This window comes from Micromonospora sp. RTGN7 (assembly GCF_033804645.1).
Taxonomy (GTDB): Bacteria; Actinomycetota; Actinomycetes; order Mycobacteriales; family Micromonosporaceae; genus Micromonospora.
In genome coordinates this window covers 281,578-304,959 of sequence record NZ_JAPZLF010000005.1, presented here as the reverse complement: position 1 = coordinate 304,959, position 23,382 = coordinate 281,578, and the positions used below count along the sequence as shown (strand labels likewise).

Here is a 23,382-nt window from a genome sequence, read left to right as displayed (position 1 = left end):
ACCTGTACAGCCCGTCCTGTACGTACTGCCCGTATCTAAACCTCCTAGTCAGGTTAGCTGTCCATAAGGTCCGGCTCATGGTTGACGAGATGTCCCCGGTGGCGTTCTACGTTCAGCTCGCAGAACTCCTCGCCAAGGAGATTGAGGCGGGGAAGTTGAAGCCGCGCCAGCCACTTCCGAGCGAGAGTCACCTTCAACAGGAGTACGGCGTCAGTCGGGGAACCGTCCGAGCCGCAATCCGGCTGCTTCGCGACCGCGGCTTGGTGGTGACCTTCACAGGACGTGGCACGTATGTCGTCGATCGCTCCTGAGCCGCCGGCACTGCGGTTAGTAAAGGCAACTCGCTCACAAGCCCTGCTTGACTCGATCGGAGACCCTCGCCGGGTTCCTTCCGAACCCGTTGCCGTCGACAGCGGCTCGGGTGCCGTAGCCGATCTAGCCTCGGCCCTTCGTTAAGGGCTGTCCAAGGAGTGGACCGAGAACGAAGAAGTGCCTCCTGATCAGGGAAAATAGGGCTTGTCGAGAGTCCTGTTAACCCGTCACGGAAGGCACTTGCTGGCGCCGTCGCCAGTCAAGAACTGTTGGACGATCGCTGAGCACGCTGACGGCGAGATCAGCCGGACCTGCCGGCGGAGCCAACCGCCGCGCGACGCTCAGAGCGCCACGACCGCCGCCGTCTCCGCCGGCAGGTCGATCCGGTCCCGGGTCACCGTGACCCCCTCCCCCGTGGCCAGCAGCACCCGACGCGCCACCCCCGGCAACGTGACCCGCTGCGGCTTGCCCGCCAGGTTCGCCACCACGAGCGTCTCGCCCCGGCGCATCACCAGGAACTGGTCCCCGTGCCGGACGTCCACGGCGTGCAGCCTCGGATCGGACAGGTCGGCCCGGCTCTTGCGCAACGCGATGAGCCGTCGGTGGAACTCGTACATCTGGCGGTGTTCGGGTTTGTCCAGCTCGGCCCAGTCCAGCCGGGAGCGCACGAACGTCTGCGGGTCCTGCGGGTCCGGCACGTCACCGGGCGGCCAGCCGTGCGCGGCGAACTCCCGCCGGCGCCCGGTGGCCACGGCGGTGGCCAGCTCCGGCTCCGGGTGGCTGGTGAAGAACTGCCAGGGGGTGCTGGCCGCCCACTCCTCCCCCATGAACAGCATCGGGGTGAACGGCGCGGTGAACAGCAGCGTCGCCCCCACCCGGAGCAGCGCAGGAGAGAGCGACGCCGAGATCCGGTCGCCGGTGGCGCGGTTGCCGATCTGGTCGTGGTTCTGCAGGTACGCCACAAACCGGTGCCCCGGCACCCGCTGCCGATCCAACGGCCGGCCGTGGCTGCGGCTGCGGAAGCTGGACCAGGTGCCGGCGTGGAAGAACGCCCCGGTCAGCACCTCCGACAGGCACTCCAGGGAGCCGAAGTCGCCGTAGTAGCCCTGCCGCTCCCCGGTGAGCAGGGTGTGCAGGGCGTGGTGGGCGTCGTCGTTCCACTGGGCGTGCAGGCCGTACCCGCCGGCCTCCCGGGGCGTGACGAGCGTCGGGTCGTTGAGGTCGGACTCGGCGATCAGCGACAGCGGCCGGCCCAGGTGGGTGGAGAGGGTCTCCACCTCCGCCGCGGTCTGCTCCAACAGGTGGGTGGCCCGGGAGTCGGGCATGGCGTGCACGGCGTCGAGCCGCAGCCCGTCGACGTGGTAGTCGCGCAGCCACATCAGCACGCTGTCGAGGATGTAGCGGCGCACGCCGTCGGAGTGCGGGCCGTCGAGGTTGACGGTCCGGCCCCAGGTGTTGTCCTGCTCGGTGAGGTACGGCGCGAACATCGGCGCGTAGGCCCCGGAGGGCCCGAAATGGTTGTAGACGACGTCGAGGATCACCCCCAACCCCTTGGCGTGGGCGGCGTCGACGAAGCGTTTCAGCCCGTCCGGGCCGCCGTACGGCTCGTGCGGGGCGTACCAGCAGACCCCGTCGTACCCCCAGTTGTGCTCGCCGTTGAAGGCGTTGACCGGCAGCAGCTCGATCAGGTCGACGCCGAGGTCGACCAGGTGGTCGAGGCGGCCGATGGCGGCGTCGAAGGTGCCCTGCGGGGTGAAGGTGCCGACGTGCAGCTCGTACAGGACGCTGCCGGGCAGCTGCCGGCCCGTCCAGCCGGTGTCGGTCCACTCGAAGGCCGCGTGGTCGTAGCGCCGGCTCGGGCCGTGCACCCCCGCCGGCTGCCAGGCCGAGCGGGGGTCGGGCAGGGCCCGGTCGTCGTCGTCGATCAGGTAGGTGTAGTCGGTGCCGGGGCCGGCGGCTGGCACCTCGACCCGCCACCAGCCGTCGGGGCCGGCGCGCATCTCGTGGTCGGCGTCGCCGGGCAGGCGCAGTCGGAGGCGGGCGGCCTCCGGCGCCCACACGGTGAACTCGGTCATGACGCAGCCTCCACGAACTCGGTGGTGGGAGCCAGCAGCGCGACGGGGTAGGTGGCCAGCAGGTCGGCCAGCGGGGTCTCCCCGCCACCGTAGACCCGGCCGGTGAACAGGTCGGTCAGCTCGTGAACGGGAAGTGACAGGGTGGTGTCGCCCCAGCCGCCGGCGCGGGCCAGCCCGAGCGGCAGCCGGGTGGCGACGGCGACCGCACCGCCCCGGTCGAAGGCGACGGCGTGCGCGGCGGCGGGGCCCCGGGCGGGCAGCGGGCGGTAGCCGGTGAACAGCTCCGGGCGGTCGCGGCGCAGCCGCAGGGTCCGCGAGACCACGAGCAGCTTCGCCGCCCCGTCGGCGTCCACCGCCGGGAGCCGGCCGGCGTCGAGCCGGGCCAACAGCTTCCGGCGTACGGCGAAGTCGACCGGACGGCGGTTGTCCGGGTCGACCAGGGAGTTCTCCCAGAGCTCGGTGCCCTGGTAGGTGTCGGGAACCCCGGGCATGGCGAGCTGGACGAGCTTCTGCCCGAGCGAGTTGGACCAGCCCGCCGGGGTGATCTCGTCCGCGAACGCGGTCAGCTCGGCGGGCAGCTCCGGGTCGTCGTACATCCGGTCGACCACGGCGTGCATGGCGTCCTCGAAGGCGGGGTCGGGGTCGGCCCAGTTGGTCGCGACGGACGCCTCCCGGGCGGCCTTCTCGACGTACGCGTGCAGCCGTTCCCGCTCGATCGGCCACGCCCCCACGGCGGTCTGCCAGAGCAGGTGGGCGAACGCCGGGTCGGGCAGCGGCGCGGCGGCGTTCCATCGGGTGACCCGCTCGGCCCAGCGCTCGGGCAGCTCGGCCAGGACGGCGAGCCGGGCCCGGACGTCCTCGCCGCGCTTGGTGTCGTGGGTGGAGAGGGTGGTCATCGTTGCCGGCCGGTGGGCCTGCCGGTCGGCGGCGCTGCGGTGGAACTCCGCCGGCGGGGTGCCGAAGTGGGCGGGGCTGCCGCCGACCTCGTTGAGGGCGACGAAGCGGCTCCACCGGTAGTAGGCGGTGTCCTCGACGCCCTTGGCCATCACCGCGCCGGTCAGCTGCGGGAAGCGCTGCCCCAGCTCGTCGTCGGGGTCGCGCAGCCGGCGGGTGACCGCGTCGAGGGCGGCGGTCAGGTCCGGGCGACGCCGGCCGGCCTCGACGCGGGCGTCGGCCAGGTGTCGGGCACCGTGCGGCGGGTACCCCCGGTAGACCGGGAAGCACGCGGCCAGCTCGGCCAGGGCCGCCCGGGCCTCGTCGGGTGCCAGCTCGGGGGCGAGGGCGGCGAGCCGGGTCAGTTCGGCGGCGAGCAGCCGGGTGGCCGCCTCCAGCTTGGTGTCGTGGATCAGGTCCGGCCAGGAGGTGTGGTGCCCGGTCAGCCGGGTGTCCAGGGCGGTGAAGTCGCCCTCAGCGTCCGCGTTGACGAAGAGCCCGCAGACGGGCGCGAGGGCGTCGTAGCCGGTGGTGCCGTCCACCGGCCAGTCGGGCAGTTCCTCGCCGTACTCGAGGATCTTTTCCACCAGCAGCCAGGCGTCGGGCGCGGCGGCGCGCAGCCGGGCCAGGTAGCCGGCGGGGTCGCGTAGGCCGTCGGGGTGGTCGACCCGGATGCCGTCGACGTCGCCGGCCGCCGCCCAGCGCAGGATCTCCGCGTGGGTGGCGTCGAAGACCTCCGGGTCCTCCACCCGCAGCCCGGCCAGGTCGGCCACGGCGAAGAACCGGCGGTACGTCAGCTCGCGGTCGCCGCGCCGCCAGGAGACCAGCTCGTAGTGCTGCCGATCGTGCACCTCGCGCGCGGCGCCCTCGCCGGTGCCGTCGGCGGTGGGGAAGCGGTGCTCGTGGTAACGCAACTCCCCGTCGACGATCTTGAGGTCGTCGAGTGCGTCCGGGGCGTCGGCGAGCACCGGCAGCAGCAGCCGGCCCCGGTCCCAGTCGATGTCGAACCAGCTCGCGTACGCCGAGGCGCGGCCCCGGCGCAGCACGTCCCACCAGGCGGGGTTGGCGGCCGGCCGGGCCACCCCGGCGTGGTTGGGGACGATGTCGACGACCAGGCCGAGCCCGGCGGCGCGCAGCGCCCGGACCAACCGCACCCGGCCGGCCTCGCCGCCCAGCTCGGGGTTGACCGCCCGGTGGTCGACCACGTCGTAGCCGTGCGCGGAGCCGGGGGTGGCGGTGAGCAGCGGCGCGCTGTACAGGTGGGTGACGCCGAGGTCGGCCAGGTAGTCGGTGAGGCCAGCGGTGGCGTCGAGGTCGAACCCGGGGCGGACCTGCACCCGGTAGGTCGCGCCGATCCGGGCGCGGGGCGGCTGGTCGCCGGTTCTCGGTCGGTCACCGGTCTTTGATCGGTCGCCGGCACGACGGGTGTCGGGCATCGCTCAGACCATCCTCTCCAGGACCACCAGGGAGCGGTCCGGTACGCAGATCGCGCCGCCCGCCTCGACGAGGGTCGGCTTCTCCGGTTCCGGTTCCGCGGTGCTGATCACCAGCTCCCACCGCTGGCCGAACTCCTCCCCGGGAAGGGTGAAGTCCAGTGGCGCGTCGTGGGCGTTGAAGCAGAGCAGGAACGAGTTGTCCCGGTGGCGCTGGCCGTACTGACCGCGCTCGGGAATGCCGTCGCCGTTGACGAAGAGCGCCACCGAGCGGCCGAAGTCGTTGCCCCAGTCCTCCCCGGTCATCTCCCGGCCGTCGGGGGTGTACCAGGCCAGGTCGGGCAGGGCCGAGCCGGCGGCCCGGCTGCCCACCGGCAGCCCGGTGAAGAAGCGGCGGCGGCGGAACACCTGGTGCTTGCGGCGGAAGTCGACCAGCCGGCGGACGAAGTCCAGCAGGTCGGTGTCGACCCTGTCCCAGTCGACCCAGGCCAGCTCGCTGTCCTGGCAGTAGACGTTGTTGTTGCCGCGCTGGGTGCGGCCCAGCTCGTCGCCGTGGCCGATCATCGGCACGCCCTGGGAGAGGATCAGGGTGGCCAGGAAGTTGCGCCGCTGCTTCGCCCGCAGGGCCAGCACGCCCGGGTCGTCGGTGTCCCCCTCGACGCCGCAGTTCCAGGACCGGTTGTGGCCCTCGCCGTCGCGGTTGGACTCTCCGTTGGCCTCGTTGTGCTTGTCGTTGTAGGACACCAGGTCGTTGAGGGTGAACCCGTCGTGGCAGGTGACGAAGTTGATGCTGTGGAAGGGGCGGCGGCCGTCGTCCTGGTAGAGGTCGGCGGAGCCGGAGATCCGGGAGGCGAACTCGGCGAGGGTGGCCGGCTCGCCGCGCCAGAAGTCCCGCACCGTGTCGCGGTACTTGCCGTTCCACTCGGTCCACACCGGAGGGAAGTTGCCCACCTGGTAGCCGCCGGGGCCGACGTCCCACGGCTCGGCGATCAGCTTGACCTGGCTGACCACCGGGTCCTGCTGGACCACCTCGAAGAAGGTGGAGAGGCGGTCGACCTCGTAGAACTCGCGGGCCAGGGTGGCGGCGAGGTCGAAACGAAACCCGTCGACGTGCATCTCGGTCACCCAGTAGCGCAGCGAATCCATGATCAGCTGGAGGGAGTGCGGGCTGCGTACGTTGAGGCTGTTGCCGGTGCCGGTGTAGTCGACGAAGTACCGCCGTTCGTCTTCCGAGAGCCGGTAGTAGCTGGGGTTGTCGACGCCCTTGAAGCTCAGCGACGGGCCGAGGTGGTTGCCCTCGGCGGTGTGGTTGTAGACCACGTCGAGGATGACCTCGATGCCGGCGGCGTGCAGCGCCTTGACCATGCCCCGGAACTCCTGCACCTGCTGGCCGAGGTGGCCCAGCGCGGAGTAGCCGTGGTGCGGGGCGAAGAAGCCGATGGTGTTGTAGCCCCAGTAGTTGCGCAGGCCCAGGTCGGTCAGCCGGTGGTCGTGCACGAACTGGTGCACCGGCATCAGCTCGACGGCGGTGATGCCGAGCTGCTTGAAGTACTCGATCATGACCGGGGAGGCGATCGCCGCGTACGTGCCGCGCAGTTCGTCGGGGATGTCGGGGTGGCGCATGGTCAGCCCGCGCACGTGCGCCTCGTAGATCACCGAGTGGTGGTACGGGGTGCGCGGCGGCCGGTCGTTGCCCCAGTCGAAGTACGGGTTCACCACGACCGACTTGGGCATGTACGGCGCCGAGTCGGTCTCCGACATCCGGTCCGGGTCGCCGCCCACCTCGTAGTCGTAGACGACCGGGCTCCACTGCACGTCCCCGTCGACAGCCTTGGCGTACGGGTCGAGTAGCAGCTTGTGCGGGTTGCAGCGCAGCCCGTCTGCCGGGTCCCAGGGGCCGTGCACCCGGTAGCCGTACCGCTGCCCCGGCTCGATGCCGGGGATGTAGCAGTGCCAGACGTAGGCGTCGACCTCGCGCAGCTCGACGCGGCGCTCGGCGCCGGTGTCCCACTCGTCGAACAGGCACAGTTCGATCCGCTCAGCCACCTCCGAGAAGATCGCGAAGTTGGTGCCCATCCCGTCGTAGGTGGCCCCGAGGGGGTATCGCTCGCCCGGCCAGACCTGCATGTCGCTCCTTCGGCCCATGATGATGAGCGCCCCTGCCGGGCGGGCCGGCCGAGCGCACGCCGCTAATGCCCCGACGGGTGTCCGCCCAATCCACCCGTTGGTGTCGTAGCCGAATCCTCCCACCTGATACCGACTAGGCCCTTCGGGTGGTCTTCGTCACCTTCACCCCGCTGAAGATGCGCTTCGGCCCCCGATGCCCTTTCCTTGGTACGGGCAGGTGCGTCCACGCGCGTCCCCACTCGGCCCTCGGCCACCCCCACCACATCCGATTCTCGCCGCATCGTTGTCGGCGCGTTTCACCATGCACGGACGGAGTTTGATGTGACGACCCTGCGGGCCGGCGAGCAGACCGCCACCGCCACGGACCGGGCCTGGCGGCCCGTCCTCACCTCCCGGCCTTCGATCCCCCAGGCCGGCGGGTCCGGGGTGCCCCCGCAGACCCGCCGCATCCTGATGCTGTCCTGGGAGTACCCGCCGGTGCTCGTCGGCGGCCTCGGCCGCCACGTCCACGCCCTCTCCGTCGCCCTCGCCACCGCCGGCCACGACGTCACCGTCATCACCCGCCACACCGACGGCGCACCCCTCGAGGAATACGCCGACGGGGTCCGCATCCTCCGCGCCACCGAAGACCCCGTCACCTTCCCCCTCGCCACCACCAGCCTCCTCGCCTGGACCATGGCCTTCAACCACACCCTCACCCGCGCCGCCCTCCGCGCCACCGAATCCGGCACCTACGACGTCATTCACGCCCACGACTGGCTCGTCGCCCACACCGCCATCACCCTCCGGGACCACCTCGACCTCCCACTGACCACCACCATCCACGCCACCGAAGCCGGCCGACACCAAGGCTGGCTACCCGACGACATGAACCGCACCATCCACGGCATCGAACACTGGCTCAGCAGCGAATCCAACCGGGTGATCGCCTGCTCCGGATACATGCGCGACGAGGTGAACACGCTGTTCGGGGTGCCGAACGGCCGGATCGACGTGGTGGCCAACGGTGTGGAGCCGCACCGCTGGCGGGTGCCGGCGTCCGCGGTGACCGCTGCCCGGGCCCGGTTCGCCGGGGACGGCCCGCTGATCACCTTCGCCGGCCGGCTGGTCTACGAGAAGGGTGTGCAGCACCTGATCGCGGGGCTGCCCCGGCTGCGCGAGCGGCACCCCGGGCTGCGCGCGGTGATCGCCGGCGACGGCCCGTACCGCGCCGAACTGGAGGCCGAGGTGCACCGCCGCGGCCTGGGCGGCATGGTCACCATGCCGGGCTTCCTGGGCGGCACCGACCTGCCCGCACTGATGGCCGCCTCCGACTGCTTCGTGGTGCCGAGCATCTACGAGCCGTTCGGGATGGTGGCCCTGGAGGGCGCCGCAGCCGGCGCCCCGCTGGCGGTGGCCACCACCGGCGGCCTCGCGGAGATCGTCGAGCCGGGGGTGACCGGGATGACCTTCGCACCGCACGACCCGGATGGGCTGACCGAGGCCGTGCACGCCCTGCTGTCCGACCGGGACCGAGCCCGCGCCCTGGCCCGCCGCGCCCGCCGGATGGTCCATGACCAGTACGGCTGGTCGGCCATCGCCCAGCGCACCGCCGCCAGCTACGCCGCCGCCATCGCGACCGACGCCACGTTCACCGCCCAGCGGGCCGAGCAGCGGATGACCCAGGGCCGCACCCTGCCGGCCCTCCCCCACGGCAACCTGCTCGCCGCCGCCGGCCTGCGCTGACCGGTGCGCTGAGCCGCAGCGAGCCCGGGCGGGACATTTCCGCCTTCTGACGGCGTGGTGCGTCGTGGAGCCGGTCCTCAGCGCTCGGCGAGGGGGGCGTAGGCCCGCTCGGCAGAGCCGGTGTAGAGCTGCCGGGGACGGCCGATCTTGGTCTCCGGGTCGTTGATCATCTCGCGCCACTGGGCGATCCAGCCGGGGAGCCGGCCGAGGGCGAAGAGGACGGTGAACATCTTCGTCGGGAAGCCCATGGCCTTGTAGATCAGGCCGGTGTAGAAGTCCACGTTCGGGTAGAGCCGGCGGGAGACGAAGAAGTCGTCGGCGAGGGCGATCTCCTCCAACTGCATCGCGATGTCCAGCAGCGGATCCGGCTTGGCCATCCGGCCGAGCACGTCCTGGGCGGCCTTCTTCACGATGGCGGCACGCGGGTCGTAGTTCTTGTAGACCCGGTGGCCGAAGCCCATCAGCTTCACGCCGTCCTGCTTGTCCTTTACCTTGCGGACGAAGGACGCGACGTCGCCGCCATCGGTCTGGATCTTCTGCAGCATCTCCAGCACGGCCTGGTTGGCGCCGCCGTGCAGCGGTCCGAAGAGGGCGTTCACGCCCGCCGAGACCGAGGCGAAGAGGTTGGCGTTGCTGGAGCCGACCAGCCGCACGGTCGACGTGGAGCAGTTCTGCTCGTGGTCGGCGTGCAGGACGAACAGCATGTCCAGCACCTTGGCCATCACCGGGTCGACCTCGTACTGCTCCGCCGGCACGCCGAACGTCCCCCGCAGGAAGTTCTCCACGTAGCCCAGCGAGTTGTCCGGGTACAGCAGCGGCTGACCGATGGACTTCTTGTAGGCGTACGAGGCGATGGTGGGGACCTTGGCCATCAGCCGGACCGTGGACATCTCGACGTGGTCGGGGTCGAACGGGTCCAGGCTGTCCTGGTAGAAGGTCGAGATGGCGCTGACCGCAGACGAGAGCACGGCCATCGGGTGCGCGTCACGGGGGAAGCCGTCGAAGAACCGGCGCATCTCCTCGTGCAGCAACGAGTGCCGCCGGACCCGCTCGCTGAACTCGGTCAGCTCCTGCTGGCCGGGGAGCTCGCCGTAGATCAGCAGGTAGGAGACCTCCAGGAAGGAGGACTTCTCGGCCAGCTGCTCGATCGGGTAACCCCGGTACCGCAGGATGCCCGCGTCGCCGTCGATGTAGGTGATTGCGGAGGAGCAGGCCGCGGTGTTGACGAACCCGGGATCGTACGTTGTCATCCCGGTTTCCTTGAGGAGCTTGCTCACGCCGATGCCGGCGGGGCCTTCGACCGCCGACTGCACCGGCATCGACAGCTGCCCACCGGGGTGATCGAGCTTGACTTCCGTCATGTGTTCCTCGCTTCGCCGGCAGATCTACGATGAATTGCCTTCGCTTTTACCGTAAACACGGTTGCGGGGACACCGCCCGCCGTGGTTCGGCGGTGAGGTATGCGTCACCCGATTCCCGGCCGGAGGGCGGGGAAACCCGCGTGACGCGAGAGGCACCATAAATCGGGGCGAATCAGGGCGAAGGCGTCGGATCGCCGGGTAGGCGTCGACCGGAAGCGGCGCGGGAAACTCTCAGGAAACCCGCAGGCTGCGCAGCTCGTCGCCCGGGCCGACCCGATAGACGTCCAGCCGGTTCGCGCCGGCGCGGAACAGCCGGTCGTCGGGGAGGAACGCGGCGAAGCGACGGCCTCCGGCGTCCGGGGGCAGGACCGGGACGACCGCCCCGATCCGGCCGTTCACGGCGACGGCGAGCAGCGTGCCGTCGCGTACGGAGGCCGGCACGGTGCCCCAGACCAGGGCCGGCAGTTCGCCGGTGTCCGGGTCGACGGCGCGGAACGCGGCGAGGTCCGCCACCCGGACGGCGCCGGCGGTGGGCGGCTGCCCCACGGTGGTCCCGACCAGGCGGTGGGGTGCCGGCAGCGGCGGCGGGGAGGGCACCCCGCCGGGAAGGGTGACCGGTTCGCCCGGCTGGTCGTAGAAGCGCTTGTCGGCGCGCTCGCGCGGGGCCTGCCGGGCGGAGCGCCCGTCGACGTGCCACGGGATCCGCACGTGCGCGAGGTCGGCGACGGTGGGCAGCAGATCGACGTGCTCCCAGTTGCGCTCGTCGACCCGCCCGGCGCGCTGGCCGGGTTCCTTCACGAACATCGGCACCCAGGCCACCTGCCCCGCCGCCGCCCGGATCGCGGCCATCCCGCGCCCCTGGAAGCCGTTGTCGAAGCTGACCCCGTGGTCGGCGGTGACCGCCACCAGCGCCCGGTCGTACAGGCCGGTAGCGCGCAGGGTGCGCAGCGTCTCGCCGATCAGCCGGTCGGTGTACGCGAGCTGGGCGAGATGGCGCTGCCGGGCCAGCTCGACCCAGCCCGTGCCGTCGGTGGGCAGGTCATCCGGTGCGGCGTAGCGGGCCCCCGAGGGCAGGAACTGCCACGGCGCGTGCGGCATCAGCAGGTGCAGGAAGTGCAGGGTGGGACGGTCGCTCGGGCGCAGGCCGGCCAGGAACGTGGTGAACCGGGCCGGCTGGTTGTCGTCCAGGCTGTCCCAGCGGAACTTCGGGTCGTCCGGGATCGGCTCGGCGGCGTCCAGGCCGGCCTCGGCGGCGGTCGGCTCGCGGTAGGACGCCTCGGGGTCGACCGCGCTGTCCACCGGGGCGGTGACCTGGCGCAGCAGCTCACCGCTCGCGCGGACCAGGGTGCCGAGGCCGGGCCGGGGGCCGGCCGGTGGGTCGCAGCGGCTGGGCGGGCAGAGCCGGGTGATGCTCTCCTGCGCCCTGATGTCGTACCGGCCGCCGAGGGCGGTGAACAGGTTCTCCGGGTACTGCGAGTAGTGCGGCGCGACCGGCCGCTCCGGGTACCGGCCGGTGAGCATCGCCGGCAGCGCGTACGGGGTCCAGCCGCTGACCCCGGTGGCGTTGCGGTACCAGGTGGAGCCGGCGGCCAGCTCGGCGAAGTGCGGGTACCGGGCGGCGTCGACGCGGCCGTCGGGGCCGAGCAACGAGACCAACGGCAGCTCGTCGAGGACCAGCAGGACCACCGGCGGGTGCTCCCCCGCCCCGGCCACCCCGGCCGCCCCGGTGTGACCGCGCGGCAGCACCACCGCCGACGCCGGGGAGGCGAAGACGAAGAGCGCGACGAAGACCAGCGGGCCGGCGGCAGCCACCCGCAGCACCCGGCCCGGTGCGCGCCACCGCCGGTGGGCCGCCGCCCCGGCGGCGCCGAGCACCGCCGCGACCAGCAGCAGCGGTACCCCCCGCAGCGGCGTGCCGTGCCGGCCCACCTGCACGGCGAGCGCGGCGAGCAGCAGGGCGACGACCCCGGTGTGCACGGCGGCCCGGACCGCCCGCCCGGCGAACCCGCTCGCCGCACCGAGCAGGGCGACCGGCAGCGTGGGGACCAGCGCGATCAGGGCCACCAGGGTCAGGATCTCGCCCCGGGTGGCCCGGTGGAACAGGAAAAAGTCGGGGCTACGGCCCAGCACGTCCAGCATCGGCTGGGTGACGACCAGCCCGACCAGCGCCACCACCTCCAGCAGCCGGCCCACCTCGGCCCGCCACCGGGCCGCCCGGGTGGGGCCGTCCGGGGCCGGGTCGGCGGTCGGGGTCGGCGCCGCCGGGGGTACGCGGGTCGCTTCAGCCACCCACCACCGCCTGGTACAGCGTTCGGGTGCCCGAGGGCAACTCGACGCGCCGCTCGATCCGGCACCGGGCGGCGAGCAGCCGGGTGAACTCGTCGGACCGGTAGTCGGCGAAGAGGCCGGGCGGCTTGTTGGCCAGCAGCCGTCGGGCCATCGGGTCGTCGGGGTGGACGAACTCGACCACCAGCCGCCCACCGGGGACGCAGGCGTCGGCGAGCTGGTCGACGACCTGGGCCAGCGGCACGTTACGCCCGATCGCCAGGTGGTGCACGACGGCGAGGGCCAGCACCAGATCGGCCCGGGCCCGGGTGGCGAAGGCGGCCCGCTCGACGCCGCGCCAGCCGCCGCCGGGAGACGGGTCGGCGAGGTCCATCACCAGCGGCAGGATGCGCCGCTGGTCCTCGGCGCGCAGCGCGGCGTACAGCTCGTCGACCACGGCCGGATCCTGCTCGACGGCGACGACGTAGTCGGCGTGCCGGGCGGCGATGCGGGCGTACCGGCCGTCGTTGGCACCCAGGTCGAGCACCAGGCTCGGTGGCGGCCCGGCGGTCAGCGCGGCGGAGACGAAGCTTTCCTTGGTGGCCCGGTCCCCCGCCGAGTACGTGCAGGTGCTCCGGTAGTCGGCCCAGTGGCTGGGGGCGTGACGCGGGGCCAGCCGGCGGACCAGCTTCTCGATCCGGCGCACGGTGGCCAGCGCCAGCTCCCGGGAGTACCCGGCGGTGCGCAGCTGCGCCCGCACGTCGCTGGTGGTCGCGGTGGCGTGCCGCTGCCGCAGTGCGGAGTGCAGGTGCACATGGGTGGGGACGCCGGGCAGCAGCCGGCGGACGCCGGTGAAGAACCGGCCCATCTGCTCCGGCTCGATGCCGTCGACCTGGGCGCGCAGCCAGGGCTGGAAGTCCACGCCGAGGTGGGCGGTGAGCAGCAGCGGGTAGAGCAGGGTTTGGCAGAACTGTCGGTAGCCGGCCCAGGGCTCGCCGTCGCGGGCCGGCTCGAACGAGCCCACGTCGATGAAGACGGGCTGCGTGCCGCGCCACTGGAGGTTGTAGGCCGAGCCGTCCTTGAGGGTGAAGCCGGCGCTCAGCGCGGTGCGCAGGACCTCCAGGTGCAGCAGCGCGGCGTCACGCAGCATGCCGAACGACCACTCGTACGGGTGGGAGACGAACGGGATGCGCTCGTGGCGTAGCACCGCCGCCCACGGCCGACCGTCGGGGGCGGGGAACCGGGCCGGCTCGACCGGCTCGGTTCCGCAGACCTTGCCGGCGGCGAGCAGGGGCGGGAAGAAGTCGCTGGCGGCCAGGGCCCGCCAGTCCTCGGCCGACCGTGCGTCGAGCCCGCGCAGCACCTCGCCGCCGGCGTAGAAGACCCGGTTGGCGGGATCGCGGAACGATCCCGGCTCGACCCGGAAGTCGGTGTCGGGGACGGTCATCGTCGGCGCGCCCGGGTCAGGAACGGTCGGTGGGCCGGCGGCGGAACCGGGTGGTGAGCCGACGCCAGTACAGTTTCGCGGCCACCGCCGCTCCGGCCACCCCTCCGACCACCGCCTGCACGATCAGGCTGCCGGATCCCGCGTCCAGGTAGGCCAGGTGCATCACGGCCGCTCCTTCCCCTCGCCGTCTCGGAGCCGGCTCCCGAACACGCCGTTATGGGGTGTATCTACGGATAAGCCGGACTTGTCTCATTGCCACCGTACGCGAAGAGTAGCCGCGTCGAGGCCACACCGGTGACTCCGACGGCGTCCGTTCCGTTCTATGAGTGATCGAGTTCCCCACCGTACGGTCGACGACATGACACCTCGCTTCGATCTCGTTGGAATGACGGTCACCGACATGGCCCGGACCCTCGACTTCTACCGACGCCTGGGGCTGGCCATCCCACCCGGCGCGGAATCCGAACCCCATGTGGAGTTCACGTTGGACAACAGCTTCCGGCTCGCCTGGGACACGGTCGAGACCATCCGGAGCTTCGACCCGAACTGGGTGCCACCCACCGGCAGCCGAGTCAACCTCGCGTTCCGCTGCGCCGACCCGACCGAGGTCGACCGCTGCTGGACCGCACTCACCGAGGCCGGCTTCCATGGCCACCTGAAGCCGTGGGACGCGATCTGGGGCCAGCGGTACGCGATCCTGCACGACCCCGACGGCAACCCCGTCGACCTGTACGCCCCGCTGCCCTCCGACTGACTTCGGGGCCGTCCGGGCGACCGAGCCGGCGGAACCCTGGCGGGGGGTTCAGGCTCGCAGCAGGACGCCCGGGGGCACCCCGGCCAGGTCGCGTACGTCGCGGGTCAGGTGGGCCTGGTCGGCGTACCCGGCGGCCGCGGACACCTCGGCCAGCGGCGTACCGGCGCGGGCCAGGGCGAGCGCCCGGCGCATCCGCAGGATGCGGGCCAGGGTCTTCGGGCCGTACCCGAAGAGGCGCAGGCAGCGGCGGTGCAGCGCCCGGGCGCCGAGGCCCACCTCGGCGGCGACCGCGCCGACCGGCCCCCCGGCGGCCAGCCGGCCCGCCAGGTACGCGCCGAGCGGATCGGGGCCGCCTGCGGCGACCAGCCGGCCCCGGGCGACCTCCTCCAGCACTGCGGCGACGTCCCGCCCGTCGGCCACCCGGTCGGCGACCGCGACGGCGGTCGGCCCCCACAGGTCCGCCAGGGGCACCCGCCGGTCCCGCAGCTCGTCGGCGGGCACGCCGAACACGGCCGGGCCAACGCCGGGCGGCAGCCGCAGCCCAACCCAGCGCTCCCCCGGCGCGCTCACCGACAGGTGCGCCGTGCGATCCGGCCCGGCGACCAGCAGCCCCCGCCCCGACGACCAGAGCAGGTCCAGGCACCCGTCCGGCAACACCCGAACGGGCTCATCGCCGGCGCTGACGCTCTCCCAGCGCACCGCCCCGGCCAGCCTGATGGCGCGTTCCCGGTACACGCCCCCGAGTCTGCCACCCGGGCGGCTGACCGGGCGAAACGCCCGCCCCCGCGACAGGTCGGACATCCCGAGCCGGTTGACGCAAGCTTTTGCCGGTCCACGTTCTCCCAGCTCTTGTGCAGAGCAAACGTTTGTGCAACCGTCTTCGCCAAGTGAGCAATCGTTTGCTCAGGGATTTACGCGAGAGGGTGGCGCGGGTGCGGATCGCAGTACTGGCAACCGGCGGGACGATCGCGTCGCGGCGGGATCCCGACGGAAGCCTGGCGGTGAGCGACTCCGTCGCCGACCTGCTGGCGGACATCCCGGTCCCGGCCGGGGTCGAGGTCTGCGGCTTTGATCTGTCCCGACGCCCGAGCTTCACGCTCACCCTCGACGACATGCTGGCCACCGTCCAGCAGATACGGACAAAGCTCGCCGACGGATTCGACGGAGTGGTCGTCACGCACGGCACCGACACCCTCGAGGAGGCGGCGTACCTGACCGGCCAGCTGACCGATCGCGACGCCCGCGTCGTACTCACCGGCGCGCAGCGCGGGGCCGACGAGCCCGACTCGGACGCCCGGCGCAACGTCGTCGACGCGATCCGGGTGGTCACCGCGCCGCACCCGGTCGGCACGGCGGTCGTGCTCGGCGGGGTGGCCTGCGCCGCGGTGGAGAGCCGCAAGGTGCACACCTCGGCGGTCTCGGCGTTCTCCGGAGGCACGGCCGGGGCTTTGGCGCTGGTGGACCCCGACGGGGTCCTGCGGTTGTCCTCGGCGGCCCGGGGCGGTCACTACGCCGCCCACCCCGTGCCCGACCGGCTGCCCCGGGTCGATCTGATCAAGCTCGTCGCCGGAGCGGACGGCATCCACCTGCGGGCCTCGCTGGACGCGGGCGTCGCCGGAATGGTCGTGGAGGCGTTCGGCGCGGGCAACGCGCCACCGGCCGTGACCGAGACCATCCGCGAGGCCCACAGGCGCGGAGTCCCGGTCGTCATCACCAGCCGGACCGGCGCGGGCCGGGTCCGGCCCATCTACTCCGGCGGCGGGGCAGACCTCGCCCGGGCCGGGGCGATTTTCGCCGGTGACCTCACCGGCACCCAGGCGCGGGTGGCCCTGGCCCTCGCCCTGGCCATCGAGGAACCCGGCGCCGTGCCGGAGGCCCTGCACGACATGGTGGAAGGACGTCGGCCGTGAAGACCGAAGCCGTGGTGTTCAACCAGTACGGCGGCCCGGAGGTGCTGACCCTCACCGAGGTCGAGCTGCCCCCGCCCGGGCCCGACGAGGTGATGCTGCGGGTGCTGGCCACCGCCGTCAACCACCTGGACGCCGACCTGCGCAGCGGGGTCTCCCGGATGCCGCTGCGCCTGCCGCACGTGCTCGGCCGGGAGGTCGTCGGGGTGGTGGAACAGCTCGGCGCCGGGGTAACCGACCGCAGTCCGGGCGACCGCGTCCTGGCGCTGCCGAACACGCCCTGCGGGACCTGTGACCGGTGCCTGTCCGGCCGGGCCAACCTCTGCCCCCGGGCGGACATGCCGGGCATCACCCGGTGGGGCGGCTACGCCCGGCACGCCGTGGTGTCGGCCCGGGGCCTGCTGAACATCGGCGACCTGGACCCGGTGGTGGCCGCTGCGACGCCCATCTCCTTCGGCACGGCGTGGCGGACGCTGTACTCCATCGGGCGGCTGGCCCCGGGCGACTGGGTCCTCGCGCCGGGCGCCGCCGGTGGACTGGGGCACGCGGTGGTTCAGCTCGCCAAGCTCGGCGGCGCCCGGGTCGTCGGCCTGGTCGGTGACCCGGCCAAGGCCGACTTCGTCTCCTCCCTCGGTGCCGACGCGGTGCTGAGCACCAGGGAGCCCGACTGGCCGGCCCGGGCCCGCGAGATCACCGGGGGCGCGGGGTTCGACGTGATCGTCGAGCACATCGGCGGCGAGGTCTTCGAGGCCGCACTGGGCACCCTCGCCCCGACCGGCCGGCTGATCGTCGGCGGGGGGCACGCCGGCGAGCACCCCCGGCTCGACCTCATCCAGACGTTCCGCAACGAGTACGAGCTGCGTGGATCGCGCAGCCAGCGCCCCGACGAGATCGCCCAGGTGCTGGGGCTGGTGGCCGCCGGACGGCTCGCCCCGCGCGTCGACGCGGTGCTGCCGCTGGCCGACGCCGCCCGGGCGCACGAGACGTTGGCCGAGCGGCGGGTACTCGGCAAGCAGGTGATCGCACCGTGAACCGCGCAGAGCACCGTCCCGGCGGAGCGCCGCCAGCCGGTCATCCGAACGGCGACGTGCTGGCCGAGCTGGTCATGGCCGGCATCGAGGCGGCCGACGCGCTGCTCGGCACCGACGTGGGACAGGCCCAGGTGCGGCGTGTCGCCGCACGGTTGACCGCCAACGCGGTGGCGGCCACGGGTCACCTCCCCGCCGGCCTGGACGCCGCCGGATTCCCGGACGGGCGCTGCACCCTGCTGGCCACATCCGGCGGGACCGACCAGCCGGCCCGGGCGGCGGCGACGACGGCGGCGGCGATCACCACCAGCCAGTGCGACGAGGGGCTCCGGGAGTCCCGGGGGCATCCGGGTCTGCACGCGTACGCCGCCGGCCTGGCCGCCGCCGAGGACGCCGACGCCACCCTGCAGGTCTTCCTCCGGGCGCTGGCCGTCGGCTGGGAGGTGGGCGCGCGGCTGGGCCTCCTGCTGGGCCCACCCCGGGCCGGGGTGCACCCGCACGGCGGCTGGGGTGCCGCCGCCGCGGCCGCCGCGGCCGGGGTCGCCGCCGGGCTGGACACCGCCGGGCTGACCACTGCGGTGAACCTGGCGCTGACCGTCGCACTGGCCGGCCCGGAGCCATCGACCCGCCGAGGGCTGCCGGCACACCACCTGCTGCCCGCCCTCGGCACCGCCAGCGGGCTCTCCGTGGCGTACCTGGTGCGCGACGGCTTCCCGGCGACCGACCCGGCGGTGGCCCACTTCGGCCGGACCGCCCACCAGGGCCCGCCGGCCCCGGCGGGGATGGCCGCCGCCCTGACCGCCCGCCCCCTACTGCCCGATGCCTACTTCAAGCCGGTGGGGGTGTGCGCGCATGCGCTGACCAGTTGGGCGGTGGCCCGCACGGTGGCCCGGGACGTCCCGGGCACGGACATCGCGGCGGTCACCGTGCGCACGTACGCGGGCGCGGCCCTGCTCGCCGAGCGGTTTCCCGCCAACCGGCTGGCCCGGCAGTTCAGCATCCCGTGGGCGGTGGCCTGCGGACTACTCGGCGTGGATCCCGGTGCCCCGGCCGGCGACATCCCCGACGAGCGGCAGGCGCTGGTCGCCCGGCTCGCCGAGCGGGTCACCGTGCGCCATGACCCGGGCCTGGACGACGGCTACCCGGCCGGGCGACCGGCCGTGGTCGACGTGGCGACCCACGCCGGCCGCCGGCTGAGCGTGCGGGCCCGATTCCACCCCGGGGACCGGGAGGAGCCGATGACGGCGGACGAGCTGGCCGCCGTCGACGCGGGGCTGATCCGGGCACCCGGGGTGCCGGCCGGGGCCGGCGAGTTGCTCCGGCAACTGGCCCGGGCGCCCGGCTCCACTCCCCTGCGACACCTCACCTCGCCGGCACGTGGCGGGGCACCCGATCCCACCGGCGGTCCGCCACCGGCCCCCGCCGGCCCGGGCACCCCCGGCAGAAAGGACTAGACCTCATGGTGATCAGAGTCGAACCCGGCACCGAACGGGACTTCGTCGGCTACGGCGCGGACCTGCCCCGGGTGGAGTGGCCCGGCGGGGCACGGGTCGCGGTCAGCCTCTGCCTCAACTACGAGGAGGGCGCGGAGCACAGCCTCCTCGACGGCGACAGCGTCAACGAGTGGGTGGGCGAGATCTCGTACACCCCGACGAGCGCGGAGCACCGCGACCTCTCCCAGGAGTCCGTCTACGAGTACGGCAGCCGGGCCGGGGCGTGGCGGCTGATGCGGCTGTTCGAGCGGATGGGCACCCCGGTCACCGTCTACGCCTGCGCCGAGGCGCTGGCCCGCAACCGGCCGCTGGCCAAGGCGTTCGTCGACGCTGGTCACGAGATCTGCTCGCACGGGCTGCGCTGGCGCGAGCCGTCGGGAATGACCGAGGCGGAGGAACGCGAGGAGATCCGGCGGGCGGTGGAACTGATCGGCGAGGTGTGCGGCGAGCGGCCCGTCGGCTGGTACTCCCGGTACGCGCCCTCGGACCGGACCCGGCGGCTGCTCGTCGAGGAGGGCGGCTTCCGGTACGACTCGAACGCCTACAACGACGACCTGCCGTACTGGATGCGGGTGGGGGACGCGCGCCACCTGGTCGTGCCCTACACCCACACGTACAACGACGGCCGGTTCGCCTTCAGCCCCGGCTACGGCAACCCGACCGACTTCTTCGAGAACTGTCGACGCGGCATCGAGTACCTGTGGGAGGAGGGCGAGACCTCCCCCAAGATGATCTCGATCGGGCTACATGCCCGGCTGATCGGCCAGGCCGGTCGCGCCTCCGCGCTGCGGGATCTCATCGCCTGGGCGCAGGAGCTTCCCGGGGTCTGGTTCGCCCGGCGCCGGGACATCGCCGACTGGTGGTACGACCACCACTCCGACCTGCCGGCCCACGGAGGGCAGTGACCATGCGCATCGAGATCGACAACGTGGCCAAGGGTTACCCCCGGGCCGACGGCACCCGCCTGTCGGTGGTGGAGAACCTCAGCATCGCCATCGAACCGCAGGAGTTCGTCTGCGTCATCGGTCCCAGCGGGTGCGGCAAGTCGACCCTGCTGGGTCTGCTGGGCGGGCTGCGCCGGCCGGACAGCGGGGAGATCCGCTTCGTCGGCGACCGCACCGCCGGCGGCCCGCTCACCTCGATCGTCTGGCAGGACTACGCGCTGATCCCGTGGCGGTCCATCGTCGACAACGTGGCGTTCGGCCTGGAACTGCGTCGGGTGTCGGCCGGGCGGCGACGGGAGATCGCCAGGGAGTACCTGACCATGATGGGGATCGAGGCGTTCGCCGACGCCAAGCCGCACGAGCTTTCCGGCGGCATGCGCCAGCGGGCCGGCATCGCCCGGGCGCTGGCCAGCGATCCCGAGGTGCTGCTGATGGACGAGCCCTTCGCGGCTGTGGACGCGCAGACCCGGACCCTGCTGCAGGACGAGTTGCTCCAGGTCTGGTCCCAGCACCGCAAGACGGTCCTGTTCATCACGCACAGCATCGAGGAGGCGCTGCTGCTGGCGGATCGGATCATCGTGCTCGGCCCCCGGCCGACCCGGGTGGTCGAGGAGATCCGGGTGCCGTTCGCCCGGCCCCGCGACCGGGACGTCGAGCTCGATCCGCGCTTCACCGAGCTGAAGCGTCATCTCTGGGCGCAGCTGCGGGACGCCACCCTGGCGGCCGAGTGGGCGGAAGTGAAGGGGGAACGATGAGCGAGAGCAGCGCGCCGACCCGCGACCGGGCGGCCGAGAAGTCCCCGCCGGTGGTCCGCTACGCGGTGGACCCCCGGGCCGAACGCCCGCCGGGCCGAATGTTCAAGCTACTCAGCAGCGGGCTGGGCAGCATGGCCCCAGTGGTCCTGGTGCTGCTGCTCTGGCAGGCGGGCAGTGCGGCCGGGCTGATCGACAAGACCTTCTTTCCCGCCCCGTCGGAGTGCGTACGGGCGCTCGTCGACCTCTTCTCCTCCGGGGATCTGCTGCCGAACGTCGGCATCACGGCGCGGCGGATCCTGCTCGGCTTTCTGCTCGGCGTGATCCCGGCGACCCTGCTGGGCATCGCGATGGGGCGCTCCCGGTGGGTCCGGGTGCTGATCGACCCGCTGATCGCCATCACCTACCCGATTCCGGTGGTGGCCATCCTGCCGCTGCTGCTGGTCATCTTCGGCACCGGCGGGCGGCCGATCGTCGTACTCGCCGGGATCATCTCGTTCTTCCCCGCCGTGGTGAACGCGATGTCCGGTGTGCTCCAGGTCGACGAGCGGCTCATCCTGATGGCCCGCAACCTGGGCGCCAACCGGCAGCAGATCCTGTGGAAGATCGTCCTGCCGGGCGCCCTGCCGTCCATCTTCGCCGGTGTCCGGCTGGCCGCCGGGCTGGCCCTACTGGGCACGATCGCCGGGGAGTTCCTCGCCGCCAGCGACGGCATCGGGTCGATGACCTGGCGCTACTGGCAGATCTATCAGATCGACAACATGTACGCCACGCTCGCGGTGATCGCGGCGATGGGTTTTGTGCTGACCACGGTGACGCTGCGCGTGCAGCGACGCTTCTTCGGGTGGACGGAAGGCCAGAAATGAGAATCAAGAAGTCGGGTGTGATCGCCGGCCTGCTGGGTGTCTCGCTGCTGCTCGGCACCGCGGCCTGCGGTGACGACTCTGTGGACTCGGCCGACTCCGGCGGGACCGCAAAGGTGACGGTGAACTCGCTGGAGATCCTGTCGTTGGCACCGATGATGGTGGCCGACGCGAAGGGCTTCTTCGGCAAGCACAAGATCGAGGTGGAGTTCAGCAACGCCGACATCTACTCCCGGTTGGCCGTGCAGGGCCAGGGCAAGCTGGACGTCAACATCCCCGGCACCGGTGGCGCGCTGTTCAACGCGGTCAACCAGGGCCTACGGGTGCGTGCGGTGGCCGACCGGCAGCAGTACCGGTGCGCCTCGGACAACCTGCTGCTGGCCCGGACCGAGGCGTTCAACGGCGGACTGAAGAGCGTCGCCGACCTCAAGGGCAAGAAGGTGGCCATCCTGGCCAAGGGGTCGACCACCGAGTACTGGCTGGACCGGGCGCTGGACGAAGTCGGGTTGAAGCAGTCCGACCTGGCGCAGATCGTGACCCTGAGCTACCCGGACACCGCCAACGCGCTGAAGAGCGGGGCGGTGGACGCCGGCTTCGTCGTCCAGCCGCTGGCGTACCAGCTCATCACCGACGGGCAGGCCAAGCGGGTGCTCGCGATGAACGAGGTGGCCCCCAACCAGGAGCAGGGCCTGATCACCATGTCCCAGGACTTCATCTCCAAGCGGCCGGAGGTCGCCGCCCGGTGGACGGCCGGCTGGCTGGAGGGGGTCCGGTACTACCAGGACCCCGCCAACAAGGACGACGTCATCAAGATCGTCGCCGAGCGGACCAAGGTCCCGGCGGAGACGATCGGCAAGCTCTACGGCACCGACCAGTGGCCGTACATGGACCCCAACGGCCGGGTGGACACCGCGACGGTGGTGGCCGAGGACGGCAAGTGGCTGCTCGACAACAAGATCATCGAGAAGCTCCCGGAGGTCTCCGGCTGGCACGACGGTTCGGTCGTCGACGCCGCCCTGAAGATCGTCGGTGAGGTGCCGGTCAACCGCGACTGCGCCTCCGTGCAGAAGCTGGTCTCCTGATGTATCCCCGCCCGAGCCGGCTGGCCGCCACCCTGCGCGAAGGTGGGGTCGCCCTGGGCAGCCTCACCCTGCTCCAGGAGCCGGCACTCGGCGAGATCCTCGGCTGCCTCGGCTACGACTTCCTGGTCATCGACACCGAGCACGCCGCCGCCGACGAGCAGAGTGTGCTGAGCATGGTGCGGGCGGCCGGTTCGGCGGGGACCACCGCCCTGGTCCGGCTGCGCCGGATCGAGGAGAAGGACCTGCTCTGGTCCCTGGACAGCGGGGCCGGCGGGGTGATGTTGCCGCTGGTGGAGACCGGGGAGCAGGCCGCTGAGGTGGTCCGACTCACCCGGTACCCCCCGACCGGGGACCGGACGCTGTGCTCGGCGGCCCGGGTCGCCGGGCACGGCACCGCGCGCGGCGACTTCGACCGGTACCTGGCCTGGGCGGCCGAGAACACCACGACGGTCGCCCTGGTGGAGACGCCCACGGGGCTGGCCAACCTGGACGACATCCTCGCGGCTGACCTCGACGTGCTGATGCTCGGCCGGGCCGATCTGTCGGTCAAGCTCGGCCTGGGTTACCAGCCGACCCACCCCGAGGTGGACAAGCACGCGGTGGCGTTCGTCGAGCGGGTGGTCGCCGCCGGCCGGGTCGCCGGCATGCTGGCCTACTCGCCGCAGGAGGCCCGCCGCTGGATCGGCCTCGGCGTCCGGTTCGTCGTCTACTCCCAACCGGAGATGCTGCTCTCCACCGCCTACCGGCAGGCCCGCGAGGAGATCCTCGGGGGCACCGGATGAGCCTGCTGGTGACCGGTGGGGCAACCTCAACGTCCTCGACGGCGGGACCCGGCTCTCCGGCACCGCGTACGCGGCGGCGAAGGCCGGGGTGCTCGGCCT

General features: G+C 72.5%; 19 protein-coding genes. 11 read left to right on the top strand and 8 right to left on the bottom strand.

Annotated elements, in window-relative coordinates:
* The first annotated feature begins 77 nt into the window (after positions 1–77).
* Positions 78–311 carry a GntR family transcriptional regulator gene (locus tag SNR22_RS10110; RefSeq protein ID WP_320066249.1) on the top strand — a complete coding sequence of 78 codons (234 nt, stop codon included), beginning with the start codon at positions 78–80 and terminating at the stop codon, positions 309–311.
* 342 nt (positions 312–653) lie between these two features.
* On the opposite strand, the gene treZ is transcribed toward SNR22_RS10110, so the two are convergent.
* Genes treZ through glgX form a run of 3 tightly spaced genes read right to left on the bottom strand, consistent with a single transcriptional unit; the run spans position 654 to position 6,880 of the window.
* The gene (treZ, locus tag SNR22_RS10105) at positions 654–2,387 is read right to left on the bottom strand and encodes a malto-oligosyltrehalose trehalohydrolase (RefSeq protein WP_320066248.1); all 1,734 of its coding nucleotides are present in this window, start codon (positions 2,385–2,387) and stop codon (positions 654–656) included.
* A complete protein-coding gene (gene treY, locus SNR22_RS10100; RefSeq protein WP_320066247.1) occupies positions 2,384–4,756 on the bottom strand; it encodes a malto-oligosyltrehalose synthase in 2,373 nt (790 codons plus the stop codon). The genes treZ and treY overlap by 4 nt, the downstream gene beginning before the upstream one ends.
* A 3-nt stretch (positions 4,757–4,759) precedes the next feature.
* Positions 4,760–6,880 carry a glycogen debranching protein GlgX gene (glgX, locus tag SNR22_RS10095; RefSeq protein WP_320066246.1) on the bottom strand — a complete coding sequence of 707 codons (2,121 nt, stop codon included), beginning with the start codon at positions 6,878–6,880 and terminating at the stop codon, positions 4,760–4,762.
* Positions 6,881–7,201: 321 nt separating this feature from the next.
* Between glgX and SNR22_RS10090 the strand changes: the two genes are divergently transcribed.
* The gene (locus tag SNR22_RS10090) at positions 7,202–8,605 is read left to right on the top strand and encodes a glycosyltransferase family 4 protein (protein ID WP_320066245.1); all 1,404 of its coding nucleotides are present in this window, start codon (positions 7,202–7,204) and stop codon (positions 8,603–8,605) included.
* Positions 8,606–8,682: 77 nt separating this feature from the next.
* Here the strand turns inward: SNR22_RS10090 and SNR22_RS10085 are convergent, their stop codons facing one another.
* The 4 genes from SNR22_RS10085 to SNR22_RS10070 all read right to left on the bottom strand — a co-directional run bounded on the left by SNR22_RS10085 (position 8,683) and on the right by SNR22_RS10070 (position 13,844).
* Positions 8,683–9,966 (bottom strand): citrate synthase, encoded by a 1,284-nt coding sequence (locus SNR22_RS10085; protein WP_320066244.1) that lies wholly within the window; start codon positions 9,964–9,966, stop codon positions 8,683–8,685.
* Positions 9,967–10,197: 231 nt separating this feature from the next.
* Positions 10,198–12,255, bottom strand: a complete 2,058-nt coding sequence (locus SNR22_RS10080) for a sulfatase-like hydrolase/transferase (RefSeq protein WP_320066243.1) — start codon at positions 12,253–12,255, stop codon at positions 10,198–10,200.
* Complete coding sequence (locus SNR22_RS10075; RefSeq protein WP_320066242.1) at positions 12,248–13,678, bottom strand: class I SAM-dependent methyltransferase; 1,431 nt, start codon at positions 13,676–13,678, stop codon at positions 12,248–12,250. Before SNR22_RS10075 ends, SNR22_RS10080 begins: the two co-directional genes overlap by 8 nt.
* Positions 13,679–13,694: 16 nt before the next feature.
* Positions 13,695–13,844 carry a hypothetical protein gene (locus SNR22_RS10070; RefSeq protein WP_201753935.1) on the bottom strand — a complete coding sequence of 50 codons (150 nt, stop codon included), beginning with the start codon at positions 13,842–13,844 and terminating at the stop codon, positions 13,695–13,697.
* Positions 13,845–14,036: 192 nt separating this feature from the next.
* Between SNR22_RS10070 and SNR22_RS10065 the strand changes: the two genes are divergently transcribed.
* The gene (locus SNR22_RS10065) at positions 14,037–14,432 is read left to right on the top strand and encodes a VOC family protein (RefSeq protein WP_320066241.1); all 396 of its coding nucleotides are present in this window, start codon (positions 14,037–14,039) and stop codon (positions 14,430–14,432) included.
* 48 nt (positions 14,433–14,480) lie between these two features.
* Here SNR22_RS10065 and SNR22_RS10060 read toward each other — a convergent pair whose 3' ends face one another.
* Positions 14,481–15,167 (bottom strand): helix-turn-helix transcriptional regulator, encoded by a 687-nt coding sequence (locus SNR22_RS10060; RefSeq protein WP_320066240.1) that lies wholly within the window; start codon positions 15,165–15,167, stop codon positions 14,481–14,483.
* Between the two features lie 197 nt (positions 15,168–15,364).
* Here SNR22_RS10060 and SNR22_RS10055 point away from each other — a divergent pair, with 197 nt between their 5' ends.
* The 8 genes from SNR22_RS10055 to SNR22_RS10020 are packed head-to-tail and all read left to right on the top strand — an operon-like array spanning position 15,365 to position 23,283.
* Complete coding sequence (locus SNR22_RS10055; RefSeq protein ID WP_320066239.1) at positions 15,365–16,342, top strand: asparaginase; 978 nt, start codon at positions 15,365–15,367, stop codon at positions 16,340–16,342.
* Positions 16,339–17,370 (top strand): zinc-binding dehydrogenase, encoded by a 1,032-nt coding sequence (locus SNR22_RS10050; protein ID WP_320066238.1) that lies wholly within the window; start codon positions 16,339–16,341, stop codon positions 17,368–17,370. Before SNR22_RS10055 ends, SNR22_RS10050 begins: the two co-directional genes overlap by 4 nt.
* On the top strand, positions 17,367–18,821 hold the full coding sequence (locus SNR22_RS10045; protein WP_320066237.1) for an MmgE/PrpD family protein: 1,455 nt from the start codon (positions 17,367–17,369) through the stop codon (positions 18,819–18,821). Before SNR22_RS10050 ends, SNR22_RS10045 begins: the two co-directional genes overlap by 4 nt.
* Before the next feature lie 5 nt (positions 18,822–18,826).
* Entirely contained in the window at positions 18,827–19,765 is a 939-nt protein-coding gene (locus SNR22_RS10040; RefSeq protein ID WP_320066236.1) for a polysaccharide deacetylase family protein, read from the top strand.
* Between the two features lie 2 nt (positions 19,766–19,767).
* Complete coding sequence (locus SNR22_RS10035) at positions 19,768–20,559, top strand: ABC transporter ATP-binding protein (protein ID WP_320066235.1); 792 nt, start codon at positions 19,768–19,770, stop codon at positions 20,557–20,559.
* Positions 20,556–21,422 (top strand): ABC transporter permease, encoded by an 867-nt coding sequence (locus SNR22_RS10030; protein WP_320066234.1) that lies wholly within the window; start codon positions 20,556–20,558, stop codon positions 21,420–21,422. Before SNR22_RS10035 ends, SNR22_RS10030 begins: the two co-directional genes overlap by 4 nt.
* Positions 21,419–22,501, top strand: coding sequence for an ABC transporter substrate-binding protein (locus SNR22_RS10025; RefSeq protein ID WP_320066233.1), 1,083 nt, complete (start codon positions 21,419–21,421; stop codon positions 22,499–22,501). The genes SNR22_RS10030 and SNR22_RS10025 overlap by 4 nt, the downstream gene beginning before the upstream one ends.
* Positions 22,501–23,283, top strand: a complete 783-nt coding sequence (locus SNR22_RS10020) for an HpcH/HpaI aldolase family protein (protein WP_320066232.1) — start codon at positions 22,501–22,503, stop codon at positions 23,281–23,283. Before SNR22_RS10025 ends, SNR22_RS10020 begins: the two co-directional genes overlap by 1 nt.
* Positions 23,284–23,382 lie beyond the last annotated feature (99 nt).

Bases quoted from the DNA above. Each gene is read 5' to 3' on its own strand.
- SNR22_RS10110 (WP_320066249.1), top strand. From the start codon at position 78: ATGGTTGACGAGATGTCCCCGGTGGCGTTCTACGTTCAGCTCGCAGAA.
- treZ (WP_320066248.1), bottom strand. From the start codon at position 2,387: ATGACCGAGTTCACCGTGTGGGCGCCGGAGGCCGCCCGCCTCCGACTG.
- treY (WP_320066247.1), bottom strand. From the start codon at position 4,756: ATGCCCGACACCCGTCGTGCCGGCGACCGATCAAAGACCGGTGACCGA.
- glgX (WP_320066246.1), bottom strand. From the start codon at position 6,880: ATGCAGGTCTGGCCGGGCGAGCGATACCCCCTCGGGGCCACCTACGAC.
- SNR22_RS10085 (WP_320066244.1), bottom strand. From the start codon at position 9,966: ATGACGGAAGTCAAGCTCGATCACCCCGGTGGGCAGCTGTCGATGCCG.
- SNR22_RS10075 (WP_320066242.1), bottom strand. From the start codon at position 13,678: ATGACCGTCCCCGACACCGACTTCCGGGTCGAGCCGGGATCGTTCCGC.
- SNR22_RS10065 (WP_320066241.1), top strand. From the start codon at position 14,037: ATGACACCTCGCTTCGATCTCGTTGGAATGACGGTCACCGACATGGCC.
- SNR22_RS10040 (WP_320066236.1), top strand. From the start codon at position 18,827: ATGGTGATCAGAGTCGAACCCGGCACCGAACGGGACTTCGTCGGCTAC.
- SNR22_RS10035 (WP_320066235.1), top strand. From the start codon at position 19,768: ATGCGCATCGAGATCGACAACGTGGCCAAGGGTTACCCCCGGGCCGAC.
- SNR22_RS10030 (WP_320066234.1), top strand. From the start codon at position 20,556: ATGAGCGAGAGCAGCGCGCCGACCCGCGACCGGGCGGCCGAGAAGTCC.
- SNR22_RS10025 (WP_320066233.1), top strand. From the start codon at position 21,419: ATGAGAATCAAGAAGTCGGGTGTGATCGCCGGCCTGCTGGGTGTCTCG.
- SNR22_RS10020 (WP_320066232.1), top strand. From the start codon at position 22,501: ATGTATCCCCGCCCGAGCCGGCTGGCCGCCACCCTGCGCGAAGGTGGG.